This is a genomic window from Vibrio sp. D173a (genome assembly GCF_030248475.1).
Genome location: NZ_JAHGAH010000177.1, coordinates 1 through 19,551, shown reverse-complemented (window position 1 = coordinate 19,551; position 19,551 = coordinate 1). Strand labels below are relative to the sequence as shown.

Genomic DNA, 19,551 nt, shown 5'->3' with positions numbered 1-19,551 from the left:
AGGGGATCCGCCAGCGCTCTGTTAAGGGGGGAACTACGCTACTCAACTAATCGCCTTGTTATATGGGGGTTGTTTTCTATCCGTTGCAACGACCGTTCCATCTACAATCGTCACGTTAAAGCTTCGAAACCCCATCGTAACCGGACTTGGAGTGTACTCATATCTCAAAATCTTACGTTTAACGTTAACATGGTAAGTATAAGAAGGTTGACCAATTGAATCCAATAATTGTTCTTCAGTCTGACCTTGCCAAATCCTATGCCTCATTAACTTGTCAACTAATTCTTTATTATTATATTTATCCATTAGCCGTATTTTCTCATCCTCCACTAAAGCGTCAGACCATAAAAAGGAAATAAATGAGATTAAGAAAAATATAAAAACACTAGATAAAAAATAGTCCATATTAACCTTGTTCTTTGCGAATATTTTTGTCGTCAATCTTAATACTAAGGTTCAGCAAACGTCCAGAAAACAGCGACCACTAAACGTAACTTGCCGACAAGACCAAAATTAGAGGTTCTGTCGCAAATTATGATAAAGACGTGGCAGAGCCTTTCTCTAGACGCAGTTATCCTGAGAGTGCATAAAGTTGCTCATAGGCGGTTTCTCAAGCTCGGCACCATCCGCAGAGTACCAATAGGCGTGATACTTACTTTGCCTCATGACTATCAAATTCTCGGCTTATAATCTGGTTTAATTTTTTACTGAAGTTGCCTCTGTTGACACCCAAAATTCTTGCCGCCTTTGATTGGTTACCGCGTGTGTGCGTTATCAACTCGGAAAATAATACATCAAGTACCGTTGGTGTTACCCAAGACATATCAGGTGTCGCTGATTTACTATCAAACCACGTCGGTGCTAATTCTTCTCGGATAAGCTTTTGGATTTGGTTCTTATTGATAGGAGATAGGTGGTCATTCATATTTGTTAGAATAGGCACTGGCAAGATTAGCATTGGTTGTTGAGTAAACCGAGTTTAACGTAAATCTTCTTGGCCTGCACTTTACCCTAGCTTCCTATCAGTGCGATCTTTGTTTCAGACTCACTGCTGGAAACATACTTTGCCATACTTGTGGTTATTCGTAGTTTGCTAATTTAGCAAAAGTGCTGGCTCATTTATGCCCCATTAATGTTTTCGACTAAAAAGTGAACGCATTCAATCACTCGCAATCTGCATAAAGAAATCTAATGCGGCATTGTTGTTATTTATGCAGCACAAGTGTATTTATATCCTTTTAGGATAGAAGCACGTTGGAGCAATTATAGAAGTAACCCATCGAGGACACCCTATCGGCTTAGGTGTTTCCCTATCCTCCAAATTAAACGCGGCACTAGATCACTCGATAGAAGCTGGGAACCTTTAACACGTCTTATTAGCCCTAATTTTTTGCGTGCCAACATCACAAAACTGAACTGTTAGCAATGGCCTACACTTGCCGATATCACTATGCAAAGTGTGAACTTTCAGATTGGAACATCCTATCTCTCTATCTACTCAACCGAATACACTATTGAATGCTCGCATTTTCCGTCAGATTGCCACGGTGATAAGCCTCTTTTAACTTGATACATTTCGTCTATTTAACGCGTGGCGGTGGACCCTTTTCCGCTCATTTCTTCGCTGTCATAAGAGCCGAATAGTATGGTTAATGATGTAAACTTCACCTTTGATGTTTCCGGGTTCTCCGGTGCATTTAAAGTCGAAAGCTTCCGGATCACGGAAACAGTCTCTTCTCCCTTTGAAATGAATCTAACAGTATTGTCTGACGACGATGCCATCACATTCGATATGTTAAGCCGAAAAATGGGCGTCCTGAACCTTTTGGGCCAAGGCATAGGGGCTGCTCGTCAGTTTAATGGCAGTATCTCTGAGCTTCGCTATTTAGGTACTGGTCGCCGCTTCTCCCGTTATCATATTACCTTGGTTCCACACCTTTGGTTTCTCACTCAGCGCCAAGATTGTCGAATCTTCCAGATGCAAACCGCTCCCGACATCGTTCGTCAGGTTTTTGATGATGCAGGCATGAGCGATTACCGCTTTGAGTTGTCAGCGCAATACGAAACGAAAGAGTACGTTCTTCAATACCGTGAGAACGACCAGCGCTTTGTGCAGCGATTAATGGCAGAGCACGGGCTTTGGTACTATTTCGAACACAGTGACGCTGGACACACTATGGTCATCGTCGATAGCAACGATGCGATACCCGAGCTTATCAGTTCGCCTATCAACGCTTCGTACCTAGGACCTGTGATTTATCATACCCAAGGTGGTGGCGCGCCAGACCGAGAGCATATCTTCGACCTTGAGCAAATCCATCGAACTCGTACTGGGTTAGTGAGCTACGGTGATTACAACTATCTCACGCCAAAAATTCCGCAAGGTACAAGCGCGGATGAAGGCCCAAACTTTGATTTGCAGCGCTACGACTATCTTGGTCGCTACACAACGCCAGAATTAGGTCAGCAGCGTGCAACAGAGTGGATGTCCGAATACACGGTGGATAGCCATCAGATTGAGGCCGCGAGCGATATCATGCGCCTCACCGCAGGTTACAGCTTCGATATCAGCCAGCATCCTCGTTCCAACATCAATCGTGATTACCTCATGTTGACGGTGATGCACACGGGCTTTAACCCTCGTGTACACGAAGAAGAATCGAGTGATGAGCCTACGACTTATTACAATCAGTTTGTCTGCTTACCAAGAGACGTAACATTCCGTGCGCCTAAAATGGCTTCACCTGTGATTGATGGCCCTCAAACTGCCGTTGTGGTTGGTCCTGCGGGCGAAGAAATCTACACCGATGAATATGGACGCATCAAAGTTCAGTTCCATTGGGACCGCTACGCACAAAGCGATGAGCATAGCTCATGTTGGCTACGTGTTAGTCAGTCAATGGCAGCACCGAACTGGGGCGCAGTGTATTTACCGCGAATTGGGCATGAAGTGATTGTGACCTTCCTAGAGGGTGACCCAGACCGTCCATTAGTGACGGGCGCGGTGTACAACGGTTTACACACGCCGCCATACCCATTACCAGAAAACAAAACGCGCACCGTGTTCAGAACCCAAAGCCATAAGGCTGAAGGTTACAACGAAATGTACTTTGAGGATGAGAGTGACCAAGAAGAGGTTCACTTCCGTGCTCAAAAAGACATGAAGACAGAGGTTCTAAATAACCGTTACCGAGATATAGGCAACGACGAAGAGCTTAAAGTCGCTCGAAATCAAGAAAATGAAATAAAAGGCGATCGTAAAGAAGAGATTGATGGACACAAAACCTCATTAACTAAGCAGACTTTCATTGAACAAGTCGAGCAAGATGTTTCTTTAACCTACAACCAGAACGAGTCCAAGAAAGTTACGGGAGCGCAATCACTCACCATTTATGACAATCGTAAAATGCTTATTGGTGGGAGTGATACGCGAGAAGTATTGAATAGCTCATCGGAAATCATTAAAGCCTCACGCTCTATTGATGTAGGCTCTGACGATACTCAAGGGATAGGGAATCATTTAAGTGTAGAAGTCAGCGGTAACACTTCTATTCGTTCTGACGGACAGACAGCGGTGGTATCTGCTGATGAAATTGCAGTCAAAGTCGGGTTTTCTGGGTTGGTCCTAAAAAGTAATGGCAATATTTTGCTTTATGGCTCGGATATCACGATAGATGGTGCTAGCACGACCAAAGTGTTGGGCTCAAAAGTGAAGATGAACCCTAATAAAGGAGCTGTGAGATTTACAGATGTGACAACTCGCACTCCCAAATCTGTATCTGCTTTGTCTACCCCATCGGCAGGGAGTGCTGCGACGTCAGCTTCTCCACTTGCTTATGTTCAAGAGCCAACGCAATCGAAACATTGGTTAGCGCTTGAGCTACGCAGTGAGCGAGATGTTTCTCTAGATGGATTAGATGTCACTGTAACGCATAGTGTCACAGGTCAAAAATTAACTCAGGCTATTCAAAATGGAGGGGTATTTTTTGATGATGTCATTGAGGGTAGTTGGCGCGTTACCGCAATCAGAGATGATCTACTTAATGAGGTTGAGCAACATGCGAGTCGCGAAGAGTCTGTCCTATCACCAGTAAACCAACGAGCACAAAGTGAATTAGATGCTTCGGGAGAGAAAGCCAAACAGTACAAGTATGTTGCTGTTGGTGACTTATGGGATGAAGAACCTGAAGATGACTTCTTACGTGACTACCATGGAGCACTTGATAGTCAATATGACAAAACCAATGCGGGCTTGAGTGTCGTTTCAAATGAGACAACAGTGATTGAAGTCAAAGCGCTTCGTAGTTATCTACCTTTGATCATCGATACTGACGAATACAGCCTTGTTAACAGCTATACGTTTGCACTACTGGCAACACAAGCCTATGCGAGTGATAAGTTTGGGATCCCTGATAGTGAGTCACCTTCTATACCTGAAGGTGGATTGGATACGTTACTGCATTCTTTGCAACAAAGAGTTAGACCAAATTACTGTGCGTCATTTAAGGAGCATTGGTTGCTCCATGAAGTGCCTTATTCAAAACATTTACAATATAAATTTTACACGGATGAAAAGATAGGATGTGAAGGGTACATATTGAGTAATGATGAAATGGCCATTATTGGCGTTCGAGGAACTCAAACGTACTTTGGGAATGAAGAAGTGTATAGGCTTGGTGATACTGCTTGGGCTCAGGCAACGAAGCATATTAATCGTGTGGCGTTTAAAGCAATAGAAATGCAAGATGGAGTTAGAGCGCTATTCCAATCAGATGGTTACCAAGATGTGATGACAGACTTAGATGCTTCTCAAATTCCAATATCTGAGCTAAACGGAACATATTTACACCAAGGTTTTTATCAATATGCTTCAGCGTTTTGGACACTAATACAAAAAGACATTTTAGAACTTCACAGTAGAAAAGATTTTTATGTATGCGGGCATAGTTTAGGTGGGGCTGGCGCCCTAATAATAAGTGCTTTACTAAAACAACACTTTGCTCCCCAAGTATTGCGACTGCACACATATGGAATGCCGCGAACAGGAACACATACATTTGTGGAAAACTACAACAGTATTGTTCATTATCGCCATGTGAATAACCATGATTTGGTTCCGCAGGTTCCTTTCAAGTGGACAAATACAAACCCTGAAGACATGACAGAGCATTCATGGGGGAAAGGCGTTGGCGTAACTGGTATAGTCATGTCTCTTTTGGATAAAGTAATTGATGGTGATGACGATAATTATCATCATCATGGAAATCTTGTGCAGTTGTTGACTTATAGCCCTGAAAAGCACCAACCCGATGAAGTGAAACAAGTTCTTCTTACACCACAGCAGACTCACATTACAAGTCTTACGTTTGCGCGCGATAAACAAGATGATACGTTTGTGCTGGCAAACACATTAAGCAAAGAGCATATTGATCTCAATGGATATGCTGCGACTGTGCTGGATTCCGGATTAGATCATATGATGTCAGAATATATTCCTAACTTGAAATCGCAACTTGAGATGCTGCTTGAAGGAACATTGTCCCATAGCTACGAGAGTGCCAATCGAGAGTTAAGTACGACGATAGAGAGTTTGAACGAAGGTCACCAAGCGCTGCAAAAAGAGCATGAGCAGAGCTTAAGTATTCCTTATCATGTTGGTGAGGCGAAACGTATTAGTTTGAGGGCGGAACAGGAAACCATTGAAAAGTTAGTTGCTAATCTCAAGCGTATTCAACGGGAGTTAGGTGTTCTGGTTAATTCTCCAACGTTACTCCCTCCTGCGACTTTACTTTATGGTGACAGCAAGCCACTAGATATTGATTTGGGGGGAGAAATAGATGGTTAAACTCATGAAACTCAGCTCTATAGTGCTAGCTATATGGTTAGGTGGGTACTTTGTTGCATTCCCCTTATTTGAGTGGTATGAGAGCTCTAGAGCCCCCTTTGGTGCTTCCCCAGATGAACACTATATCTCAATAAAAGGACTGAAACCGGAAGATGCGACTGTGAAAGCGTACAGCACTTTCCATGGTGGTGGAGAAAATTGTAAATCATTTTCATGGAGCGCTGTAGATGGTAAAAAGCGAAAAGGGGGGAAGGCCGTTTTGCGCTTCGCACATAACTTTGCTCAAAATGAAAAACAATATGAGCTTCGCATACCATATAAAAACTTCCTATCCAATGGATGTGATATGAAGTTATACAGAATTGTTGTGGATGCAAAGAATGCTTACGACACGGTTGGATTTGCTGAGTTAAGGATAACCCCACCAATACTTGAATTTGAGAAAGCTATAGACATGACCTCTATGATTGAGGCTAAAAATTGTAGGGATAAATATTATCCAGATTGGGAACGATGGGCTGGAGGATTCGCATGTGATTATTACATAAACGGGGCGCGAAAAGCTGAGTCTGAATTTAGTTATCAAGATATTAATATAGATTTCTCCCAATTCACTGACGACACAGTAATTCGATACGATATAACCGCTGGTGATAACTACCGAACAGAGCCTCAAGAGCAGAAAGAAACCAATGACTAGGCTTTTTTCACTACTCTTGCTTTAGTCGTGGGGGGATATTAGGCGACTCTTCCTTTCTTTGCCAAACACAGCAACCCCACCATTTGGATCACCGCCTGATGATAGCTACATTACAGTAGATATGCGGGTCAAAATGTCGCTCTTTCCGAAGGGAACGATAAGTGATTCTGGTTGCATAATAATGTTTTCCACGACTCTAAGAAAGTTGTGTGCCAATGTTAAGAGGATGCAGTAAAATAAACCCAATATAAGCCAACTACTTGGCTATAGGTTTACCAAAGAGAATCACCATGCTAACAGGCAAAATTCGTAATCAGATCGACCAAGTTTGGGAAATGTTTTGGACAGGCGGTGTCGCTAACCCAATTTCAGTTATCGAGCAGATCTCCTACCTACTATTTATTCGTCGTTTAGATGAACTGCAAAAGACCGCTGAGCGTCGCAGCCAAGCAACAGATCTACCGCTAAACAACCCAACCTTTTCGCCTGAAGAGCAAGCCCTTCGTTGGAGTAGTTTCAAAGATAAAGATCCAGACGTCATGATGGAAATCGTCCGTGATCGCGTGTTCCCTAAAATTAAGACGCTACAAAATGAAGGCAGCTTAACCATCTATCACACCGCTTTGACAGTCTTGTACTGACCATGCAACTAGACCTATTAGAGAAAGGTATGATCTCGGAAACAAGCCGTGGACGTGTCATCGAGTTTGCCGAGCAGTTAGAAGCCAAATCAACCATCCCAGCGGTACAAGCGCAACTACAACTGATTCAGGACATCCAGACCCAAGAGTTTTGGCAAGATATCCACTTAGTCACGCTAGAAGAGCTACGACGTAAGCTACGAAATCTCATGTTTGCGTTGGACAAAGATAAAAAAGAGATGGTGTACACCAACTTCGAAGACGAGGTTCAAGGTGTCCATGATGTGACAAACGTATACAAGAACCCAAGCGTTGATTTAGCTCAATACCGTAAGAAGATTGAGCTCTATATTCAAGACCACCAAGATCAATTAACCATCCAAAAGCTAAAGCGCAATAAAGCCATTACACAAGCGGACTTAGACGTTTTAGAAGGTTTGTTACTGGAAGCTAGCGGTATGAGTGATGTGGAAACGTATCGCGAAAAAATCCTACAAGAGAAGCCTTTAGGTACGTTTATCCGTGAACTTGTCGGCTTAGACATGAATGCAGCCAAAGAAGCATTCAGCAGCTTCCTTGATGAAGAGTCATACAACGCTGAACAGATTCAATTCGTCGACCAAGTGATCGACTACCTCGTTAATAACGGCATCTTAGATATGTCGCAACTCTTCGAGCCACCATTTACTGACAACCACGGCGAAAGCGCTTATGGATTCTTCGACGAGGGGACCGTCGTTGAGTTGTTTGGAGTTATTCGCAAGGTGAACGCGAATGCAGTGGTTAGCGAAACAATGAGTGCATAGATTGCTATAAAATCCTAGATATATAATGTTTGTGAGAAGCCGGTAGATTATTACATATGAACCATATCAAAACGAAGGGTATTAAAATTCCTTAAAATGAATGTTTATGCAAGTTTGTGTTCAATAACAGTGCTAATGATGACAGTTTTTGATGAAAAGTAGTATTCCAATTAAATAAATTAGAGTATTTAATCTAAGCAATAAATGTCCAGAACCTTCACAGTTGGCACTTCGTAATACAGAAATGTCCAAAAATGAGTTTCGCTCAGTTGATTTACCAGCAATTACTTTTTATAACCTTCATACTCAGCAACACTATCAGTAAGCTCCTGCTGTAGTTCATACACTCGAAACATCAGCGACTTATTCAATACTTCAAGTTCATCATTAGTGGCTAAAGCCTCGTCCCTCTCTGTACGATAGCCTTCTTTAAGTTCGATTTGCTTCCTTAATTCATCTTTGAGCCTATCGATTTCGCTCATATTTTCTGTGGAAGCCTTATCTATTTCAGATGATTTAGGTGTATCCAGGATTTCGTTGTATGTCTCGATAGCAGGGTTGGCGACATTATCAACGAACTCTTTGAACTTATGAATGTAACTGCGCCCTAAGCCCGCCTCGTTGTTGATTTTATTGAGAGTAAGACGGCCTTTGGCTTTAGTTCGTAGGGGCTTGCCATTTTGGAGTCGAGTGAGTGCCTTATGAAGCTTTTCTTCAGCCGACAATGCTTTCTCTTCTTGTACCAACTCCCTTAAAGTTTCTTGATTCATTTAGGTTACTCCTTGGGAAGACTAATAACTTCATCAGTAAATGGAGTATAAGGGATTTCATGGGCTTTTAGTGTCAGTTCTTCCACCAAAATTTTCTGCTTTAAGCCAGTCAAGATTGAGCTTTTTAATACATCACCCGTGTTAAGATTCGTAAACTTGGCAATCAATCGTTCTCGTTGCTTAGCAATCTTTTTCGCTCCCTTATCGGTCACCACTTTATGATCGCACTCTTTGATTTCCGCTCGAAAGAGTGATGTACCACACACTCGGTCACACGAAGCATTAGTACAATAGGCTCCACTCGGCAGTTGCATGATGTGAAAACTGCCACGACGAAGATTCTCTTCAATTTCTGAACGAGTCATGAAGATGCGTTTACCCGCTTTCAATTGATCCAATCGCTCCTGCATAATAGCCTCGCCTTTGGCCCCACTCAAATGCTCACTGTCGTTGTAGATCTCATCGAAGATATCTACCCCCAAATCAATCCCCGCCTCTTTCAAGTCGTTTAAAATATCCTCATCCATTAGCAGGTCATTCATCTGTGCTAATACCGCATTATTTGCGTAGTAACCTGACATATTGATGTTTTGGTGTTTGAATTGAAATTTAATCCCTGAAGCCGTGCCGAAGCCATACCGCACAAAGAACACGGCAAATGACCGTCTAAAGTCATGAGAGCTTAACCCCGAGTATGTCCCGCCAACCATTAATTGCCCCTCTCTTGAAGGGTTCAACATATTAAACTCGCCTACATCCTCTGGGGTGGCCTTGTATCCCAGATTGCTTATAAACCTTTTCAGTCCATTCCAAGGGTTAAATATATAGTTATCACTGTCTTGTTGTGTAGCTTTAGCCACCAAAAATGCGGAACACAATTGTTTTCTCATGTGCGCAATGTTATTTGCTGTTCCACCATCCGCTTCTTTCTTATCAACGTCATTGTGATAAAACTCGCGAGTTGACGCCATCATGTCATAAGCCAGCTCTAGCGCTGTTTCTGCAACAGAATGTGACTGCCAAGTGGCGATAGTCGGTATTCCATCATGTCCCTTGCTTGTTTCGCCTGTGAGTATTGTCACTAGCTGACCGTTAACCATTACCGTATCTACGCTATCTTTATTTAAAGATACAGCCTCGCCAATTCGTACGCCTGAGAAACCTTGAACTACCACCAAACAACTAGTCAGGATGTCAGCCAAACTCATAGCGTGCAAATCTACCTTAAAATCAGGAATGCGATGGTCAATCTTCTTTATCGCCCTTCTCACCCTTTGTTCAAGAGCTTCGTCGGTCATAGATAGTTGTTTTCTGCCAAAGCCGCAACCTTGTTCAGTAAGCCTTTCACCATTACGAATTCGATTCCTAATATCATAGGCTTCTCCCATCACCACTGAAATCTCATGACGATACGGATGATATTTTTCAACGGTTTCTAAAGCATGGTTCATGATGCATTGATATAATTTATGCGGAATAGCCACATGCTGTTCAGGTTCTTTTCCCGTTGCGCATTTTCTTAAGCCCTTCGCGTCAACATATGAATTAAGCAAACCAACATCCGTCAGTTTATTTAATGCTGAAAGAATATGATCTGTGTAGCTAAGCTGCTTCTGTTTCAGGCTACGGGTAAATGATGTCCACCGCCTGGCGTTATCTAATTGGCTCCAATCTGTCCCCTCCAAGCGGTCTGCAATGTGCTGTAGTGAGATCTTCATGGCATTCATTTGGGTGATCGATAAGGGCAAGGTGCTTACTTTTTTTGAGTGGTGATAGAACTGATATAAAGCGTCCTGTATTGCATTCACATACTCAGGATTAGTAGCAGCAAAGCTTACGGTTAATGAATAGTTAACACCAACGACATGCGACGTTGAAAAGTCCCACCTCTCGACGTGATATGGTTTATCTTTGATGTCGAGCCTGTCTAATCCCTCGATTAAGAATGCCGTTTCAGACTTCTGAATTGGAACTGATGAAACAATCTTATGGTGCTTGTCTAGTTTGTCATTCATGGTTAAAACGTCTCCAATAAGTCCATTAGGCTATACCCATCACTATAAAGCGGGTGAGGGGCTTCGCTGTGCATTTTTAGAGCTTGGGTGTAGTTATCAGGCGCAACCTTTTTAAAGCCCTTTAAAATCGACTCGATGGTGTTACACAGCTTATAAAATTTGTCCGTTGGCAGACTATTAATAGCTGGGTAAGCCTTCATTTCTTGTAGTGTGTCGTTGAAGGACAGCATTAGCCAAATATCCTCGACTTCAGACACTAATCTATGATGAGGACATTCGAAGCAGCCAAGGAAGTCGGTACAACGCTGCTCCTTTTCTGGCTGTTTGACACCCATATTTTCAAGGTTTTTCTTAATTCTTGCGGCAACACCTTGTGAGGAACCCTTACAACGAACGCCAAGGGGAGTTTGGGTGTCGTTCGCTGTTTCTTCCTTACGCAGCCTTTTATAGTCGTAGTCACTCAATACATTGGCATGATTAAACTTCGATTTATTCGCCGCCTCGTGAGGATCGGTGCCATTTTTCGAAAAGTCGTACAGCGCCTCATTGTTTGCCGCCAAACTCGTTCTATGATCGCTTTCGTTACCGTCAGAATAATTAACTGCAAGAACTTCAATTGAGTTGTTAGCTGACATCGACACTAACCAAATGTCTTTCGTGACTTTCATTAGAGTATCAATCTTTGTTTGGCGTAATTTTGAGGGTGTGACGTGGGCAAGCCCCAATTTCTTTGTGTACTTATTGATACTCTTTTGAGGGGTACTCTGACCTGCGTCAACGCACCCTTGAATCTCGCCTGATGCCTTAAAATAAGGGAACACCCAATCTGTTCCAGCGTTTTTCTGGAGTGTCATCGAAATTTCTAGCCATTGATGGAAGAACTCTTGAGTCTTTTTATGACAGCCAAGCGAAGTATCAAAGCCTAAATAATTTGCACGCGCCTTGGTCATGTCAAAGTAGACTTTGCCATCTGATTTAGCGGTAAACCGAATGTCGCTAAAACGCAGGTTTAAAAGAGGCGTTGTGTTTTGCCCTGTGAAGCAAAAGGCGAGCATCGCAACCAGTCGGGAAAAATGGTTATGTCTTGAATTTTCAGTCCTTACAGCATTCTTAAAATATTGCTTATAGTTTGCTTTTTTTACGGGGCTCCACCCATTTTTCTCGGCTTGTTGATTGAACAACTCCTCACTCCAAAGTGGGTGAAGACTGGGCTTAGTGCCCTCTAAAAAATGTTGCCTAAACTCGCCAAACGCCGCAATGAATCGCCGAACAAGCGGCTTGAATTCCCCAACCACATCGATGCCTTTATGTGAATCGGCCTGTTTTTGGGCACCTTTTATTGATATTAATTGCTTTGCCTCGATGGAGCGGTTATACGCTTTCAGGAAAAAACTCACCATCCTTTTAGCGGATGTCCATGTCCATAGACTTTGCTCACCTCGGTTACATTTGCCTTGATGGTAATCCATGTAGGCATCGTATAAATCTGGGGCGAAGTAGTCACCATTAATAGGCTCTCGATGCTCACGCTCCACCCAGCGAAGATATAGCTTCAATTGGTTAAAATATACTTGCTTTGTGCGATTGAAGTCCGTTTTAAGAAGGTGATAGACATCTCGGACAAACGCCTCTCTACACGCAACAGGGATATAATCCACCCCTTCTATTTTTTTGCCATACGCAGAGTAGTTAGGGACGTCTTGATATAACAACTGTGTAATATGAGATGTAACGCCGCCACATTTCAGCTTCAACTCATCCAAGTGAAGCGGCTCAACCGTTGCGGCCGGTGCCTCATAAAATGCTTCATCAAGGAAAACAGGTTTAGACTTACCGTTGCGGCTCATTTTTTCTTTGCCTCCTCAAGCTTTCTAGACGCTTCTTCGAGCTCAGGTAAATAATCCAAGTCGCTCTCTTCATCAAACACACCAACGTAGTCCAACACATCTTCCCAGATTTCATCCCCCGTAGGCTTATCTTGGGCAATTTGCAGATAAAGTAGCGTGGTGGATAAATCTTCATGGCCAAGAAATGCTGATACTATTTTTAGAGCCTCGTCTGCATCCATTTTCTTTAACAATGTCCGAAAAGCCGAGACTGCAAAGGTAGAGCGTAAGTTGTGAACCACCGAATCAATATCATTCGGCAAATTAACGGCGGCTGTTTTCCTGACCTCATTCCATCGAGTATTGATTTCTTCCAGTTTCTTAAACAACGGTACGCCAGAGTTGCTAATGAAAAGGTATTGCTTGTTTTCATTAACCCCATCAGGCCCATCAAAGTAGGCATCGTTACCCGCTTCTCTCTCAGCCTTGCACCGTTCTTTAAATTTCGCTAAGCGTTTTTTGTATCGTGGCGAGTGGCTGTAGTTGTACAGTTCGAGCATCAGTGAACTAGGAATAATGGTGCGTCGAGACTTATTGTTGTAACCACCACTAGGATCTTTAGTGAGTGAACCATATTGGTTGCCCACACCCAGCCTCAACATAGCAGTTTTCATGTCAGGGCGAACTACTTGCCCTAGGTGCAAACTTGCGCCTTCCTCCTTACGAAGCCCCGTGTAGCGGTAGACGCGCAGCAATAAGCAATACTCTTCAGGCAGGCTAACCAACTTTTCTTCGCGATTAACATTCTTAATGACTCGTTGGGTGTTAATCAGGACATTCTTAATCTCTTCCCACTCACTGTTTGATAGTGGCTTTAGATCGCGTCTTGCATTGGGTAATCTACCTCCATCGTTTCGCTTTGACTTTGGGAAACTCAGTTTTAAATCGGTGGTTTGTATCACCTTACGACTGTAAGCACTCATGTGAGTGCCACTGTTTTCAATGCTAATTAGCAAGGTTTCGAATTCGAACGGAGGGTTATTAAACTTCATTCCCTGTCTGAGATGATGCTTGTAAAACTCTACGACCGAACGTACATACGATACTGCGGTCGTTCGAGCCAACCCTGTTCCACTTATCGTTGTCTTTTTGATTGCATCCCTGTACATAAATGTGGCACGTAGGTTTTTCCTAACAGCAAATTTATCCCAAGCAGGGCGAGGAGGGGCGATAAAGGGATCGTAATCTTCATTGTCATATTTACTATCCCACTTTGCTTGAGCATCCAATATAAACCTGAAGTAATGTGTGAGAGCTTTAGAAGCTTGTTGGGACTCTTCTGCATCTTTCTCAACGTGTTTTGCAAGAATAAACTCATTAACACAATCCAGAGGCTCATATGAAAGTAGCTTTCCCTTGGTGAAAATAGTGTTGCCGTACTCATCTTTCATCGGCTTACCCTTCTCATCAAGCCGTTTAAGTTTCTCGTAACCAACCAAGTTCAAGAAGATAACCTTCTTAATATGAACATGACTTTCTTTGTTACGAGAGTATTCATATTGAAGCTCTCCATTATCATCAACGAACACCAATGGCTTTTTATAAGAGAAAGGTTTTAATGTTTTTGTCTTGATGTCGAAAATGATTTCCGTCATTTGAATGTCGCTAACTCATTATTTAGTTAACATTAAACCTATCACACATTCTCACCTTCAAAAGTCGTATAGATGGTAAAAAATAAAATTAGAGCAAAAAAAACCTCACCATGTGGCGAGGCTTTCATTATTTCTCACTTTTATTCTTCATCAAAATCGTCGGGGTCTTCGTATTCGTCAGAATCGTAGGGGTGTTCGTAGTAAGTACCCCAACCGTCGTAAATGATGTCGTATTTTTCTGCAAGATGAACCAGTTTCTCAACCTGAGCATCAATCGCTTCTGCGTTTAGTGCAGATTCCATTGTTGCATCACAGCAAAGTAGCTTGTTGCCGTCTTCATCTTCTGTTTCTTCAGCTTCAAGAACTTCAAAGCCCATCTTGAACGCCTCAACAACCGCTTTTTCTAGCGTGTCGAAGTCTTCAGCAAATAGGTGGTGCTCGATTTCGTATAGTGAATCTGGATCGCTGCCGTCTTCTAGCAATGCTGCAATGATATCGCGAGTCTCTTCCTTTTGAATCTCAATTAATTCTTCTACTGATAGATATTCATCTTCGTGAGACATGTTTTGGCTCCAGATTAGTTACTTGATGGAAACACTATACTCTAAACTGAGTACGTTAATGCGGTGAAATATGGCACGGATTGCGATGAAAAGCCACAAACAAACACCAAACTGCGGTGATTCTTGATGATAATTTTTGCTCGCAAATCTAAACCCCGCTCACAGAAACAAAAAATTAACAAAAACAGCTAATCTTTAATATTCAGAAGATCCTAATTGAACCTAAGACGAGTAATTTTAGACTTGTTTGCGTGTTTATGATCTTGGAGTGAATACAGCAACGGCTCGGTAACTCTGACCTAACGAATAAAAGAAAGCTAAAAACTGCATATTTCAGAATGGTTATGCATGTTTTATGCACTATTGATGTATGACTTCTCTCTCGAACGAAAAAGAATAAAAACGCACTTTATAAAAGTCATGAAAAAACAATAAAATATAGAATTAAAATACACTAAGGGATTATTTACAAAATATAACGCCAAAAAACGATATTTTTGCAATATATAAGCAAACTTCTAGGACTTGCATCTTTGTACCAAGCTTGTCATAACTAATGGCTGGAATATTTGTAAGGATGCAAAATGAGTAAGCTGTACGTTGGATCAGAAGTTGGTCAACTAAGACGAGTTCTATTAAATCGCCCAGAGCGCGCCCTAACCCACCTAACGCCATCGAACTGCCATGAGCTACTGTTTGATGACGTATTGGCGGTAGAAGCGGCAGGTGAAGAACACGACGCGTTTGCGCGCACACTGCGTGAACAAGATGTCGAAGTACTACTACTTCATGATCTACTGGTTGAAACCCTTGCGGTTCCAGAAGCCAAACAATGGTTGTTGAACACTCAGATCTCTGACTTTCGTTACGGTCCGACTTTCGCTCGTGACTTACGCCAGTACTTCGCAGAGATGGACGATGAGCATCTAGCAAGCATTCTCCTTGGCGGCTTGGCTTACTCGGAACTGCCAATCAAATCTTCATCAATGTTGCCGAAGATGAAGCGCCCACTGGACTTCGTGATCGAACCTCTGCCGAACCACCTCTTTACCCGTGACACGTCATGCTGGGTATACGGCGGCGTTTCTCTTAACCCAATGATGATGCCTGCACGTCAACGCGAAACCAACCATCTGCGTGCGATTTATCGCTGGCACCCAACCTTCGCTGGTCAAGACTTCATTAACTACTTTGGTGATGAAGACCAGCACTACGACAATGCCAACGTAGAAGGTGGTGATGTATTGGTTATCGGTAAAGGTGCCGTTCTGATTGGTATGTCTGAGCGTACAACACCACAAGGTGTAGAGAACTTAGCAGCAAGCCTGTTTAAATCTGGTCAGGCGAAAGAAGTGATTGCTATCGACCTACCAAAACACCGCTCGTGCATGCACCTTGATACGGTCATGACGCATATGGATGTGGACACTTTCTCGGTATACCCAGAAATCATGCGTAAAGATTTAGATACTTGGCGCCTAACACCTAAAGGCAACGGTGAAATGCATGTCGAAGCGTCACACAACTATCTGCATGCCATTGAATCGGCACTTGGCTTAGACCAGTTAAAGATCATCACAACCGGTGGTGACAGCTACGAAGCTGAACGAGAGCAATGGAACGATGCCAACAACGTACTGACGGTGAAACCTGGTGTTGTGATTGGTTACGAACGTAACGTCTACACTAACGAGAAGTACGACAAAGCTGGCATTGAAGTCCTGACTATTCCGGGTAACGAACTTGGTCGCGGTCGTGGTGGTGCACGCTGTATGAGCTGCCCAATCGAACGTGACGATATTTGAGAAACCTCTCCCACCAAATAAAACCAATTGAGACTAAGGTTGATGTGAATGCATCAACCTTTTTTTGTTTTTAGTTAAAATAATTATTCACAATAAAAGCATTTATATGTTTTAATGCTTTTATTCTTTATCAACCAAACGACCTAAGGGACGAGCTATGGCTTTCAATCTACGTAATCGCAACCTTTTGAAGCTATTGGACTTCTCAACTAAAGAGATCCAGTTTTTGCTCGAACTGTCTGCAGAGCTGAAAAAAGCTAAATATGCAGGAACAGAGCAGAAGAAACTTCAAGGTAAAAACATCGCACTAATCTTTGAGAAATCTTCTACTCGTACCCGATGTGCATTTGAAGTCGCAGCCTTTGACCAAGGCGCTCAAGTCTCTTACATCGGTCCTTCTGGCTCACAGATCGGTCATAAAGAATCGATGAAAGATACCGCTCGTGTTCTTGGTCGTATGTACGATGGCATCGAATACCGTGGCTTTGGTCAATCGATCGTTGAAGAGCTTGGTACTTATGCTGGTGTACCTGTCTGGAACGGTTTAACGGATGAGTTCCACCCGACCCAAATCCTTGCAGACTTCCTGACCATGCAAGAGCACGGACGTGGGAAACAACTGCATGAGATGACGTTTGCCTACCTTGGTGATGCTCGCAATAACATGGGTAACTCACTCATGGTTGGCGCAGCAAAAATGGGCATGGACATCCGCCTTGTAGCGCCAAAAGCGTTCTGGCCAGAAGAAGCATTAGTGGCAACTTGCCAAGAAATTGCCCAACAAACCGGCGCGAAAATCACGCTGACTGAAAACGTTGAAGAAGGCGTTAAAGGCTGTGACTTCCTATACACCGACGTTTGGGTCTCGATGGGTGAGTCTGCTGAGGCTTGGGATGAGCGTGTTGCGCTGATGACACCTTACCAAATCAATATGGATGTGATTAAGCAAACGGGTAACCCTCATGTGAAGTTCATGCACTGCCTGCCAGCCTTCCACAACGATGAAACAACTGTGGGTAACGAGGTAGCAGAGAAATACGGTATGAAAGGGCTTGAAGTCACCGAAGAGGTGTTTGAGTCTGAATACTCTATCGTATTCGACGAAGCCGAGAACCGCATGCACACCATTAAAGCCGTGATGGTTGCGACATTAGGCAGCTAAACCAAAGCATTAAAAATGGTAACAAAAACCATGATGTAATCGCTTGCGCTCACGAAAGTTAAGCGTATAATGCTCGGCAATTTGTCTGAGGATTACGAAATGCCCACGCCGATTGCTGACGTAAAAACGCGATTTGCTCTAGCTAAGCGACTACGCTTACGTGCTGTTATTTTCGTTAATTCTATTGAATTTTAAAACCTCCCCAATTGGGGAGGTTTTTTTATGCCTAAAATTCCATCACGGTGAATTTTGGGGATAGTCACCACTGTTATAGGGAAGAAGATCATGGCGAACTCGCTTTACCAGAAGCACATCATCTCTATTCCAGAGCTTTCACGTGAAGAACTGGAACTGATTGTAGAAACTGCAGGTCAGCTAAAAAAAGAACCTCGTCCAGAACTGATTAAAAACAAGGTTGTAGCGAGCTGTTTCTTTGAGCCATCCACGCGCACTCGTCTGTCGTTCGAGACAGCTATTCAACGTATCGGTGGTGATGTTATTGGTTTTGATAACGGTGGTAACACCTCTCTGGCGAAAAAAGGCGAGACGCTATCTGACTCAGTTCAAGTTATCTCTTCTTACGTCGATGCATTCGTGATGCGCCACCCTCAAGAAGGCGCAGCGCGCTTAGCCTCTGAGTTCTCTAACGGCGTACCCGTTATCAACGCAGGTGATGGCGCAAACCAACACCCAACGCAAACGCTACTCGACCTATACACCATCGCGGAAACGCAAGGTCGTCTAGACAACCTAAACGTTGCGTTTGTTGGTGACCTAAAATACGGTCGCACCGTACACTCATTGACGCAAGCATTGGCGAAGTTCAATAACATCCGTTTCTTCTTCGTTGCACCAGAAGCACTTGCGATGCCAGATTACATCTGCGAAGAGCTCGACGAAGCTGGCATTCAATACAGCCTACACACAGACATGGAAAGCGTGATTCCTGAGCTAGACATTCTGTACATGACTCGCGTACAGAAAGAGCGCTTTGATGAATCTGAATACGCACACATCAAGTCAGCTTACATCCTAACAGCGGCACTACTAGAAGGCGCGCGTGAGAACTTGAAAGTACTACACCCACTGCCACGCGTGGATGAAATCACCACAGACGTCGACGTCACACCACACGCTTACTACTTCCAACAAGCAGAAAACGGCGTTTACGCGCGCCAAGCATTGTTGGCACTGGTTCTTAACGAAACACTGTAATCGAGGGAGAAAAAGACATGGCTAAAGAAACTCAATTGCAGGTAGAAGCAATCAAAAACGGCACGGTAATCGACCACATTCCAGCACAAATTGGTATCAAGGTGCTGAAGCTGTTCGATATGCACAACTCTTCTCAACGCGTAACCATCGGTCTGAACCTGCCTTCGTCTGCACTCGGTCATAAAGACTTGCTGAAGATTGAGAACGTGTTCATCAACGAAGAGCAGGCAAGCAAGCTAGCACTTTACGCACCACATGCGACCGTAAACCAAATCGAAAACTACGAAGTGGTGAAGAAGCTAGCGCTGGAACTTCCTGAGCGAATCAACAATGTGTTTGAATGTCCGAACAGCAACTGTATTACACACAATGAGCCGGTTGCGAGCAGCTTCCAAGTGTTCGAGAAGAAGGAAGAAATCCGTCTGAAGTGTAAATACTGTGAGAAAGTCTTCGCGCGTGAGATCGTGACTGAGCGTTAATTTCCCGCTTCGAATCTTGCTAACGATAAATTAACTGATACCCCCGCTAATGCGCTGTCTCTTGATCAC

Annotated in this window: 15 protein-coding genes and 1 pseudogene; 9 read left to right on the top strand and 7 right to left on the bottom strand. The window is 43.3% G+C overall.

Annotated features, from left to right (window positions below):
* Positions 1-42 precede the first annotated feature (42 nt).
* Both KIV40_RS17795 and KIV40_RS17790 read right to left on the bottom strand, forming a co-directional pair.
* Positions 43-405 carry a hypothetical protein gene (locus KIV40_RS17795; protein WP_285350518.1) on the bottom strand — a complete coding sequence of 121 codons (363 nt, stop codon included), beginning with the start codon at positions 403-405 and terminating at the stop codon, positions 43-45.
* A 247-nt stretch (positions 406-652) separates the two neighbouring features.
* Positions 653-925, bottom strand: a complete 273-nt coding sequence (locus KIV40_RS17790; protein ID WP_150895868.1) for a helix-turn-helix domain-containing protein — start codon at positions 923-925, stop codon at positions 653-655.
* 720 nt (positions 926-1,645) lie between these two features.
* On the opposite strand from KIV40_RS17790, the gene tssI reads away from it, so the two are divergent.
* The 4 genes and pseudogenes from tssI to KIV40_RS17770 form a co-directional block, all read left to right on the top strand.
* Positions 1,646-5,845, top strand: coding sequence for a type VI secretion system tip protein TssI/VgrG (tssI, locus tag KIV40_RS17785; RefSeq protein ID WP_285350517.1), 4,200 nt, complete (start codon positions 1,646-1,648; stop codon positions 5,843-5,845).
* On the top strand, positions 5,838-6,545 hold the full coding sequence (locus KIV40_RS17780) for a hypothetical protein (protein WP_285350515.1): 708 nt from the start codon (positions 5,838-5,840) through the stop codon (positions 6,543-6,545). Before tssI ends, KIV40_RS17780 begins: the two co-directional genes overlap by 8 nt.
* Positions 6,546-6,835: 290 nt before the next feature.
* Positions 6,836-7,186, top strand: coding sequence for a type I restriction-modification system subunit M N-terminal domain-containing protein (locus tag KIV40_RS17775; protein ID WP_285350514.1), 351 nt, complete (start codon positions 6,836-6,838; stop codon positions 7,184-7,186).
* Positions 7,144-7,992: pseudogene (locus KIV40_RS17770) on the top strand (type I restriction-modification enzyme R subunit C-terminal domain-containing protein); the annotation flags it as partial. The gene KIV40_RS17775 and the pseudogene KIV40_RS17770, both read left to right, overlap by 43 nt.
* Before the next feature lie 284 nt (positions 7,993-8,276).
* Here the strand turns inward: KIV40_RS17770 and KIV40_RS17765 are convergent.
* The 5 genes from KIV40_RS17765 to rraB form a co-directional block, all read right to left on the bottom strand.
* Complete coding sequence (locus KIV40_RS17765; protein WP_285350509.1) at positions 8,277-8,762, bottom strand: hypothetical protein; 486 nt, start codon at positions 8,760-8,762, stop codon at positions 8,277-8,279.
* Positions 8,763-8,767: 5 nt separating this feature from the next.
* Complete coding sequence (locus KIV40_RS17760) at positions 8,768-10,777, bottom strand: hypothetical protein (RefSeq protein ID WP_285350508.1); 2,010 nt, start codon at positions 10,775-10,777, stop codon at positions 8,768-8,770.
* Positions 10,778-10,779: 2 nt separating this feature from the next.
* Entirely contained in the window at positions 10,780-12,624 is a 1,845-nt protein-coding gene (locus KIV40_RS17755; RefSeq protein ID WP_285350507.1) for a hypothetical protein, read from the bottom strand.
* Positions 12,621-14,258: a site-specific integrase gene (locus KIV40_RS17750; RefSeq protein WP_285350505.1), complete on the bottom strand. Its 1,638-nt coding sequence runs from the start codon at positions 14,256-14,258 to the stop codon at positions 12,621-12,623. Before KIV40_RS17750 ends, KIV40_RS17755 begins: the two co-directional genes overlap by 4 nt.
* Before the next feature lie 140 nt (positions 14,259-14,398).
* Complete coding sequence (gene rraB, locus KIV40_RS17745; protein WP_023585532.1) at positions 14,399-14,821, bottom strand: ribonuclease E inhibitor RraB; 423 nt, start codon at positions 14,819-14,821, stop codon at positions 14,399-14,401.
* A 584-nt stretch (positions 14,822-15,405) separates the two neighbouring features.
* On the opposite strand from rraB, the gene arcA reads away from it, so the two are divergent.
* The 5 genes from arcA to pyrI all read left to right on the top strand — a co-directional run bounded on the left by arcA (position 15,406) and on the right by pyrI (position 19,482).
* Positions 15,406-16,626 carry an arginine deiminase gene (gene arcA, locus KIV40_RS17740; protein ID WP_005432859.1) on the top strand — a complete coding sequence of 407 codons (1,221 nt, stop codon included), beginning with the start codon at positions 15,406-15,408 and terminating at the stop codon, positions 16,624-16,626.
* 157 nt (positions 16,627-16,783) lie between these two features.
* Positions 16,784-17,788 carry an ornithine carbamoyltransferase gene (locus KIV40_RS17735; RefSeq protein ID WP_285350504.1) on the top strand — a complete coding sequence of 335 codons (1,005 nt, stop codon included), beginning with the start codon at positions 16,784-16,786 and terminating at the stop codon, positions 17,786-17,788.
* Positions 17,789-17,857: 69 nt separating this feature from the next.
* Positions 17,858-17,983: an aspartate carbamoyltransferase gene (locus tag KIV40_RS35450; protein ID WP_306431846.1), complete on the top strand. Its 126-nt coding sequence runs from the start codon at positions 17,858-17,860 to the stop codon at positions 17,981-17,983.
* 90 nt (positions 17,984-18,073) lie between these two features.
* Positions 18,074-19,003, top strand: a complete 930-nt coding sequence (gene pyrB, locus KIV40_RS17730) for an aspartate carbamoyltransferase (protein WP_005432845.1) — start codon at positions 18,074-18,076, stop codon at positions 19,001-19,003.
* 17 nt (positions 19,004-19,020) lie between these two features.
* A complete protein-coding gene (pyrI, locus tag KIV40_RS17725; RefSeq protein ID WP_005448817.1) occupies positions 19,021-19,482 on the top strand; it encodes an aspartate carbamoyltransferase regulatory subunit in 462 nt (153 codons plus the stop codon).
* Positions 19,483-19,551 lie beyond the last annotated feature (69 nt).